Raw genomic sequence first — 7,634 nt, 5'->3', positions numbered from 1 at the left:
GCCGTCGTCGCGGCGCGCGGGCGGTGCGTGCTGGGCGACCGCGGGTTCCGCGCCGAGAGCGCCCGCATCGAGGCGGTGACCCTGCCGGCCTCGCTGCTGTGGCGGCCCCGGGCGGCGGCGCGGGTGCGCGCGATGCTGGCGCGGGACTACCCCCGCACGCGGGTCTACCGCTCGACGCGGCGGATGCTGCGCGACCACCCGCCGCACGACGTCCGGGCGCTGGGCATCGACCCGCCGCGCGACCCCAGCCGCGGCTACCGGGCGGCGGTGGTGGCGCTGTGGGCCTCGTTCCTGCTGGCCGTGTTCAGCCTCGGGGCCGTGCCCCGCGCCGCCCGGGCCGAGGCCGTCACGCACTGGTGGCCGCTGCTGATCCTGGTCATCCTGGCGTGGCAGACCGCGCTCATCTGGCTGTTCATGCGCCTCATCGCCCAGCAGATGCCCGAGGCCCCGCGCGGGGACGACCCCCGGGGCTGACCCGGACGGCGAGGAGCGCGGCATACCGCGGTGTCCTAGGGTCGGGCCATGGACTTCGGCTACACCCCGGTCATGGAGCAGTGGCGCGAGCGCGTGCAGGCCTTCCTCGACGAGGTGGTCTACCCGGCCGAGGCGACCTTCCACGAGCAGGTCGCGGCGCAGGCGCACACCAACCCCTGGGGCCGTCCGCCGGTCATGGCCGAGCTCAAGGCCGAGGCGCAACGGCGAGGGCTGTGGAACCTCTTCCTGCCCGGCGAGCGCGGCGCGGGGCTGGGCAACCTGGAGTACGCCCCGCTGGCCGAGCTGTCCGGCCGCTCCCCGATGCTGGCCCCCGAGGCGATGAACTGCGCCGCGCCGGACACCGGCAACATGGAGGTGCTGGCGCACTTCGCGACGCCGGCGGTGCAGGAGCGGTGGCTGGAACCGTTGCTGCGTGGGGAGATCCGCTCGGCCTACTCGATGACCGAGCCCGAGGTCGCCAGCTCCGACGCCAACAACATCGCGACCCGCATCGAGGAGGACGGGGACGAGCTCGTCGTCACCGGTCGCAAGTGGTGGTCCAGCGGCGCGATGGCCCCGGAGTGCCAGGTCGCGATCGTCATGGGCCTGTCCGACCCCGAGGGCGAGCGGCACCAGCGGCACAGCATGGTCGTCGTCCCGCTGGACACCCCGGGCGTCGACGTGCGCCGGTCCACGCACGTGCTGGGCTACACGGACGGCCCGCACGGCGGGCACGCCGAGATCGTGTATGACGCGGTGCGGGTCCCGCGGGAGAACCTCCTCGGGGAGCTCCACCGGGGGTTCGCCATCGGTCAGGCCCGGCTCGGGCCGGGGCGGATCCACCACTGCATGCGGCTGATCGGCATGGCCGAGCGCGCCTACGACCTCATGTGCGAGCGGGTGCAGCAGCGCGTGGCGTTCGGCAAGCCGCTGGCCGCTCAGGGCGTCGTGCAGGAGTGGGTGGCCGAGGCGAGGATCCGCATCGAGCAGGCCCGGCTGCTGGTGCTCAAGACCGCGTGGCTGATGGACACCGTCGGCAACCGCGGCGCCGCCGTGGAGATCTCGGCGATCAAGGTCGCGGTGCCCGACATGGCCACGTGGGTGATCGACCGGGCGATGCAGGCCCACGGCGGGATGGGTGTCTGCCAGGACACGGTGCTGCCCGAGCTCTACGCCCAGGCGCGGATGCTGCACCTGGCCGACGGGCCGGACGAGGTCCACCGCATGGCCCTCGCCCGGCGCGAGCTCAAGCGCTACGCCTGACGCACCCCCTCGACCGAACGCATCAGTTCCGTCGTCTCGAGGCCCGAGAGCGCTGGATTCGACGGAATCGGTGCGTTCGGTGGGGAAGTCTCGGCGGGGCGGAAGATCCACCAGCGCATCGCGGCGAACCGCACCGCCGTCGAGATCACGTTGGCCACCGCGATGGTCAGGGTCTGCGCGCCGGTGCCCGCGCCTTGCGCCAGCGCGTGCAGCAGCCCCAGCGTGGCGCTGGTCGTCACCAGGGAGATGCCGAACACCAGCAGCCCCTGCGCCTGCTGACGTCCCGCCCCGCGCCGGTCGCGCACTCCGAAGGTCCACCGCCGGTTGGCCGCGGTGTTGAACACCGTGGCGACGAACAGCGCGAGCACGTTGGCCACCTGAGCCGAGGACAGCCCGGGTCGCAGCAACGCGAACAGGCCCAGGTGCAGGACCGTGCTGGCGGCGCCGATCCCGCCGAAGCGCCACAGCTGGCCGACCAGCCGGCCGGCGAGCTGCTGCTCGTGCGGGCGCCGGCCGATCCGGGCGCGGATGTCCTCCACCGGCAGCCGGCCGGAGTGCAGCCCGCGGCGCACCCGGCGCACGCCGCGCAGGTCGTCCAGTGCGGTCTGCACGATGGCCACGCGGCTGTCCGGGTCGTCGAACCAGTCGACCGGCACCTCGTGGATGCGCAGCCCACTGCGCTCGGCCAGGACGAGCAGCTCGGTGTCGAAGAACCACGTCGGGTCCTCCACCAGTGGCAGCAGCTCGGCGGCCACGTCGGCGCGGACCGCCTTGAACCCGCACTGCGCGTCGCTGAACCGCGCGCCCAGCGCCGCCCGGAGGATGAGGTTGTACGCGCGGGAGATCACCTCCCGCTTCGCGCCCCTCACCACGCGGGCGCCGCGGGCGAGCCGGCTGCCGATCGCCACGTCGGAGTGCCCTGACATCAGCGGGGCGACCAGCGGCCACAGGGCGTCGAGGTCGGTGGACAGGTCGACGTCCATGTACGCCAGGATCGGCGCCTCGGAGGCCGACCAGACCGCCCTGAGCGCCCGGCCCCGTCCCTTCTGGTCCAGGTGCACGGCGGACACCTCGGGCATCGACGCCGCCAGGCCCAGGGCCACCTCCCAGGTCCGGTCGGTGCTGGCGTTGTCGGCCACGGTGATCCGGAACGGGTAGGGGAACGTCGCGTGCAGGTGCCCGGCGAGCCGGCGGACGCACGCCGGCAGGGCCTGCTCCTCGTTGTGCACGGGGATGACGACGTCGAGGACGGGGCGGGCGCTCATCGGGGTCACCTCAGCTCACGCTGGTCGTGGTGGAGGAGGTGGTGCCGCTGGTCGGCTGGGTCAGGTCGTAGAACGTCGAGCCGCCGATCGTCACCGCGCTGAAGCTCTGCTCCACCCAGCTGCTGATCTGGCTGGCCGTGCCCGACCCCTCCCTGCCGCCGCCGGGTCCGCCCTGGCCGCCGGCGAGGAAGTAGTGCACCTTGCCCTGGCTGACCCACGCCTGGAACTGCGCCAGTGTCGGCGAGGGGTCGCTGCCGTTGAAGCCGCCGATCGCCATCACCGGCAGCCGGGTGCCCAGCTGCAGGCCGGCCGCGTTCTGCGAGCCGATCGCCGCGGCGACCCAGGTGTACTTCGAGGCGTTCGCCGACAGGGCCGAGACGACCGCGGTGCTCGGGGTGCTGGCGTCGAGCAGTCCGCCCATCCCACCGCGCGCTCCCATGCCACCCTGGGCCGTGCCGCCCCGAGTGCCCGTGCCGTTCTGCGTCAGGCCGGGCTGGGTCTGACCACCGAAGCCGCCCCTGAACCCGCCGAACCCTCCGGGGGGACCACCCGCCAGACCGCGACCGGGGCCGCCCGTGCCGCCCTGCCCGGACGGCCCGGCGCTCGGGATGGAACCGGTGTGCGGGGTGGCCACGGTGGACAGGCTGTATGCCGCGGGGCCGGCCAGGGCGGCCACCAGCGCCGCGGCGGCGACCACCGGGACGGCGCGGCGGTCGACCCGGCCGATGACCAGGAACATCGCGGCGGCGAACAGGTCCGCGACGACGACCGCCACGCGCAGCCACGGGAACCACTCGGGGGTGTGGGCCAGCAGCGTGTAGGACCAGATCGCCGCCACGGCGGTGGCGATGGCGAGGGTGAGCGAGCCGACCAGCCCGTGCCGGTGCTCCCAGGCCTCCTTGGCGCCCATGCCGACCAGGGCGCCGATGGCCGGGGCCAACGCGATCGTGTAGTAGGCGTGGAAGATGCCGGCCATCAGGCTGAACGTGAGCATCGTGACGACCAGCCAGCCGCCCCAGACGATGTATGCCGCGCGACGGGCGTCCGTGCGCGGTGCCCGGCCGCGCAGCCACAGGCCGACGGCGAGCAGGATCAGCGCGCTGGGGATGAGCCACGAGACCTGGCCGCCGATGTCGCCGTTGAACATCCGGGTCAGACCGGTGGCGCCCCACATGGTGGTGCCGTTCGGGCCGGCGCCGCCGCCGACGGAGCCGGTCTCGTTGCCGGTGATCCGGCCCAGACCGTTGTAGCCCAGGGCGAGCTCGAGGATCGAGTTGGTCTGCGAGCCACCGATGTAGGGACGGTCGGAGGCGGGGATGAGCTCGACGATGGCCAGCCACCAGCCGGCGGACACGACCATGGCGGCGCCGGCAGCGAGCAGGTGCAGGATGCGCTTGCGCAGCGGGGTGTCCGCGGCGACGAGGTAGGCCAGGGCGAAGGCCGGCACGACGAGCAGCGCCTGCAGCATCTTGGTGAGGGAGCCGAGTCCGACGAGGACGCCGACCCAGATGAGCCAGCGGGGGCTGGCCTTCTCGATCGCCTTCATCGTCGCCCACGCCCCGAGAGTCATCAGGAGCACCAGCAGCGCGTCGGGGTTGTTGAAGCGGAACATCATCACCGCGACCGGCGTCAGTGCGAGGACCGCACCGGCGAGCAGCCCTGCGGCGGCTCCGAACTGGCGCTTGACCGTTGCGTGGAGCACGCCGACCGAGGCGACGCCCATGAGCACCTCGGGCATGAGGATGCTGAACGAGCTGAGCCCGAACGCCCGCACCGACAGGGCCATCACCCACAGCGCGGCGGGGGTCTTGTCGACGGTGATCGAGTTGCCGGTGTCGGAGCTGCCGAAGAAGAAGGCCTTCCAGCTCTCGCTGCCGGCCTGGACGGCCGCGGAGTAGAAGGAGTTGGCCCATCCGCTGGTGGTGAGCCCGTAGAAGTAGAGGGCAGCGGTGGCGACCAGGAGGCCGACCAGCGCGGGACGCTCCCAGGAGCGTTGCGGCGCAGTGGTTTCGACGGGTCCGGCCACGGGCTGCGCCGCGTGCCTGGGAAGCGTCATGGTGTCCATGACGTCGACTTTGGGAGCCGGCCCTGTGCCGCCCCTGTGAGGCGGCTGAGGTGGGCTAGTGAGCCGGGAGCGCGACCCGGAAGGTCGTCCGGCCGGGCTGGCTGGACAGGTCGACGCGCCCACCGTGGGCCAGGGTCACCGCGTGCACGATGCTCAGACCCAGGCCAGTGCTGCCGGCGGCACGTGAGCGCGAGGCCTCACCCCGGGCGAACCGCTGGAACACGTTGGGCTGCAACGACTCCGGGATGCCCGGACCGTTGTCCTCCACGGTCACGCTCACCTCCCCGTTGGTCGCGGCGACGCTGGTGCGCACGGTGGTCCCGGGAGGGGTGTGGGTGCGCGCGTTGGCCAGGAGGTTGGCGACGATCTGGTGCAGCCGGGCCGAGTCGCCGGAGACGGAGACGGCGTCCTCGGGCACGTCGAGCTGCCAGACGTGGTCGGGCCCGGCGGCGTGGGCGTCGCTGACGGCGTCGACGACCAGCCGGGTCAGGTCGACCGGCTCGCGCTCCAGCGGGCGGCCCGCGTCCAGGCGGGCCAGCAGCAGCAGGTCCTCGACGAGCTCGGTCATCCGCTGCGCCTCGGACTCCACGCGCCCGAGCGCGTGGGCCACCGAGGGCGGCACGGGCTCCGGCGCGCGGCGGGACAGCTCGGCATACCCGCGGATGGACGCCAGGGGCGTCCGCAGCTCATGGCTGGCGTCGGCAACGAACTGACGCACGCGCATCTCGCTCTCGTGGCGGGCGTTCAGCGCCTCGCCGACGTGGTCGAGCAGGCCGTTGAGCGCCGAGCCGACCTGACCGACCTCGGTGCGTTCGTCGGTGAACTCGGCCGGCACGCGCTCGGCGAGGGCGACCGCGCCGGAGTCCAGCGGCAGGTGCGAGACCTTGGTCGCGGTGGTGGCGACGCGTTCGAGCGGGAGCAGGTTGCGGCGCACCAGCCAGCGTCCGGCCGCGGTGACCGCGACGAGCCCGAACGCGGTGGCGATGATGACGATGAACGAGAGCCGGGCCACGGTCTCGCGCTGCGGTCCGACCGGCAGACCGGTGAGGAGCACTCGCCCGTCCGCGCGCTGCGTGGCGACGAGCCGGTAGCTGCCCGTGGTGCCCCCGAGGTCGACGGTGGTGGGCCGGCTGCCGACGCCGGCCTCCTCCAGCCGGGTCAGCTGGGCGGTGCTGAGGTTGACCTGCCCCTGGGCGGGCGTGACGACGAAGCCCTCGTCGACCGAGGACCCGGAGAGCTCGACGTGGAGGAAGCCGCCGCCCAGGCCGGGTGGCAGGGTGCCGCGGTCGGTGCGCGGGCCCCCGAGCTGGCCCGGCTCGCCCCCGCCCGGTGGGCGTCCGCCATCGGTGACACGCTGCGCCTGGGCCGTGAGCTGGCCGTCCAGCTGCCCCATGAGGAAGCCGTTGAGTGCCAGCACGGTGACCACGCCGGTGGCGACCGTGATCATGAGGAACAGGGCGACGGTCGAGGCGACCAGCTTTGAGCGCAGTGTCCAGGTCGCCGGACGCATCCACGCGGGGCGGCTCATGGAGTGACTGTGGCTCAGGTCGCGGGCTTGAGCACGTAGCCCACACCGCGCATGGTGTGGATCATCGGCTCCCGGCCCACGTCGATCTTCTTGCGCAGGTAGGAGATGTAGAGCTCGACGACGTTGGCCTGGCCGCCGAAGTCGTAGTTCCAGACCCGGTCGAGGATCTGGGCCTTGGACAGCACCCGCTTGGGGTTGCGCATGAGGTAGCGCAGGAGCTCGAACTCGGTGGCGGTCAGGTTGACCGGGTCGCCGCCGCGGGTGACCTCGTGGCTGTCCTCGTCCATGACCAGGTCACCGACGACCAGCTGGGACCCGGCGTCCTCGGCCATGACGGCGGTGCGGCGCATGAGTGCGCGCAGCCGGGCCACGACCTCCTCCAGGCTGAACGGCTTGGTGACGTAGTCGTCCCCGCCCGCGGTGAGCCCCGCGACCCGGTCCTCCACGGCGTCGCGCGCGGTGAGGAAGAGCACCGGCACGTTGGGGTTGTCCGCGCGCATCCGGCGCAGCACCTCCATGCCGTCGAAGTCCGGCAGCATCATGTCCAGCGCGACGGCGTCGGGCTGGAACTCGCGGGCGGCACGCACGGCCGCCATGCCGCTACTCGCCGAGCGGACCTCCCAGCCCTCGTAACGCAGGGCCATGCTGAGCAGCTCGGTGAGGTTGTTCTCGTCGTCGACGACGAGGACGCGCACCGGGGCGCCGTCGAAACGACGCAGCGGGGCGGACGCAGGGCGGGTGGTCGACTGGCTCATGGCACTCAGTGAAGCGGGATTACCTGAAGAGACCATCGCGAGTTCCTGTATAAATCCTGTCAACGCTCTGTGGTGGGGTCTCAGCGACCCGACACGACCGTCACAGCCCCGTCACAGGCCTGCGGCCCAGTCTCGACGGCGAAGACCCCGCCCCCGAGGAGAGCCACCATGAGTGCTTCGTCCCCGCAGCCGCCCTGGGCCCACAGCCCCACCGCGGAGCTGCCCACCGCCACCCGCCCGATCGCCGCCGGGCCGGTCCAGGTCGACACCCTCACGTATGCCGC

6 protein-coding genes are annotated in these 7,634 nt (G+C 72.8%); 2 read left to right on the top strand and 4 right to left on the bottom strand.

Annotated elements, in window-relative coordinates; genetic code table 11:
* Together VF825_RS16295 and VF825_RS16290 are read left to right on the top strand one after the other, a co-directional pair.
* The coding region (locus VF825_RS16295) for a hypothetical protein (protein ID WP_331115239.1) at positions 1-474 on the top strand (474 nt) is incomplete at its 5' end.
* A 48-nt stretch (positions 475-522) separates the two neighbouring features.
* Positions 523-1,737 (top strand): acyl-CoA dehydrogenase family protein, encoded by a 1,215-nt coding sequence (locus VF825_RS16290; RefSeq protein ID WP_331115237.1) that lies wholly within the window; start codon positions 523-525, stop codon positions 1,735-1,737.
* Here VF825_RS16290 and VF825_RS16285 read toward each other — a convergent pair.
* From VF825_RS16285 to VF825_RS16270, 4 genes are all read right to left on the bottom strand, one after another.
* Positions 1,728-3,002 carry a bifunctional glycosyltransferase family 2/GtrA family protein gene (locus VF825_RS16285; protein WP_331115235.1) on the bottom strand — a complete coding sequence of 425 codons (1,275 nt, stop codon included), beginning with the start codon at positions 3,000-3,002 and terminating at the stop codon, positions 1,728-1,730. The two genes, VF825_RS16290 and VF825_RS16285, sit on opposite strands and share 10 nt — an antisense overlap.
* Positions 3,003-3,012: 10 nt before the next feature.
* Positions 3,013-5,058 (bottom strand): glycosyltransferase family 39 protein, encoded by a 2,046-nt coding sequence (locus tag VF825_RS16280; protein WP_414695887.1) that lies wholly within the window; start codon positions 5,056-5,058, stop codon positions 3,013-3,015.
* A gap of 64 nt (positions 5,059-5,122) precedes the next feature.
* The gene (locus VF825_RS16275) at positions 5,123-6,595 is read right to left on the bottom strand and encodes a sensor histidine kinase (RefSeq protein ID WP_331115231.1); all 1,473 of its coding nucleotides are present in this window, start codon (positions 6,593-6,595) and stop codon (positions 5,123-5,125) included.
* A gap of 14 nt (positions 6,596-6,609) precedes the next feature.
* Complete coding sequence (locus VF825_RS16270; protein WP_331115229.1) at positions 6,610-7,350, bottom strand: response regulator transcription factor; 741 nt, start codon at positions 7,348-7,350, stop codon at positions 6,610-6,612.
* Positions 7,351-7,634: the final 284 nt, after the last annotated feature.

The sequence above is a fragment of the Oryzihumus sp. genome, assembly GCF_036391795.1.
Taxonomy (GTDB): domain Bacteria; phylum Actinomycetota; class Actinomycetes; order Actinomycetales; family Dermatophilaceae; genus Oryzihumus.
This window is presented reverse-complemented; position numbering and strand designations above follow the sequence as displayed.

Coding starts and splice junctions, on each gene's coding strand:
- VF825_RS16290 (WP_331115237.1), top strand. CDS start 523: ATGGACTTCGGCTACACCCCGGTCATGGAGCAGTGGCGCGAGCGCGTG.
- VF825_RS16285 (WP_331115235.1), bottom strand. CDS start 3,002: ATGAGCGCCCGCCCCGTCCTCGACGTCGTCATCCCCGTGCACAACGAG.
- VF825_RS16280 (WP_414695887.1), bottom strand. CDS start 5,058: ATGACGCTTCCCAGGCACGCGGCGCAGCCCGTGGCCGGACCCGTCGAA.
- VF825_RS16275 (WP_331115231.1), bottom strand. CDS start 6,595: ATGAGCCGCCCCGCGTGGATGCGTCCGGCGACCTGGACACTGCGCTCA.
- VF825_RS16270 (WP_331115229.1), bottom strand. CDS start 7,350: ATGAGCCAGTCGACCACCCGCCCTGCGTCCGCCCCGCTGCGTCGTTTC.